Annotated in this window: 1 protein-coding gene and 1 pseudogene; one reads left to right on the top strand and one right to left on the bottom strand. The window is 53.7% G+C overall.

The window, feature by feature from the left end; genetic code table 11:
* On the bottom strand, window positions 1-172 hold a 172-nt coding region (locus tag ABD481_RS46460; protein WP_161564190.1), incomplete at its 3' end, for a recombinase family protein.
* A 391-nt stretch (window positions 173-563) separates the two neighbouring features.
* Between ABD481_RS46460 and ABD481_RS46455 the strand changes: the two are divergent.
* A pseudogene (locus ABD481_RS46455) lies at window positions 564-900 on the top strand (replication protein); the annotation flags it as partial.

Here is a 900-nt window from a genome sequence, read left to right as displayed (position 1 = left end):
CTGTATCGCCTTCGCGGACGAAGCTCAGCAGCGCTTCGAGCTGGGGGCGCTGGGTGTCCTTGCCCGATGCCTTGTCGGTGAACACCTTGCTCACCTGGGTTTGTTCCAGCTGGCGTTCCGGGTTCTGGTCAAAGCTGCTGACCCGGACGTAGCCGATGCGGTGCCCCTGCACGATGTCTCCTTGGTTGAAGGCGGCTTAAGTGCACTTTCTGTTCCGTTGTGCCTCAAAGCCCATTTCTGTCAGGCTGAAATCTATAACCTTCGCGGGCATGTGTCAAAAAATGGGAAAGCAGACTCTATTCTGACGAAGCGGCGCGGCCCTGCCTGACATCAAGTTAGGGTATAGCCTAGATTGACATGCGCGATGCAACCCTTAACTTGCTTGCACCTATCGTTTCCATGCTAGCTTTATCGTAACGCTAAGGAAGCTCTGAAAAAGCCCATGTTTCGCGAAATCACCGCTCTGTAACCCGCATGGTTGCTGGGATGCATTTCTCGAGCGGGGGCTTTTTCAGACCTTCCTTAGCTTAGCGTACGATTTTTTCCGAATTCTGCGGTTCCCCCTGGAAGACCTACGCAAGTTGGGCCAGCTCAGAGGTGGAATCAACGAAGGCGAGCGAATGAGGCATCTTTTCTGGCGTCTTAACTTTCTCCTTCTCTCCGGGGCAACAAACAGCGCCCAGATGTACCATGAGGCCGCCGCTCTTTCCTCCGAGCTGGATACTCGTTGGTCTTACCGCTCCAAAGAGCTTATGACGCTCTACAGCAAGGCGAAATCCTATGAGGCTGGGGAACGTGTCGAGTTCGGCGGAAAGTCGTTTGCACCGCTATACACGCCCAAAAACGACACGCTGATCAACCTATTCCAGATCTCACAGCAAGAACAAGAGCAACTGAAGA

This window comes from Catenulispora yoronensis, assembly GCF_039531695.1.
Lineage (GTDB): Bacteria > Actinomycetota > Actinomycetes > Streptomycetales > Catenulisporaceae > Catenulispora > Catenulispora yoronensis.
This window is presented reverse-complemented; position numbering and strand designations above follow the sequence as displayed.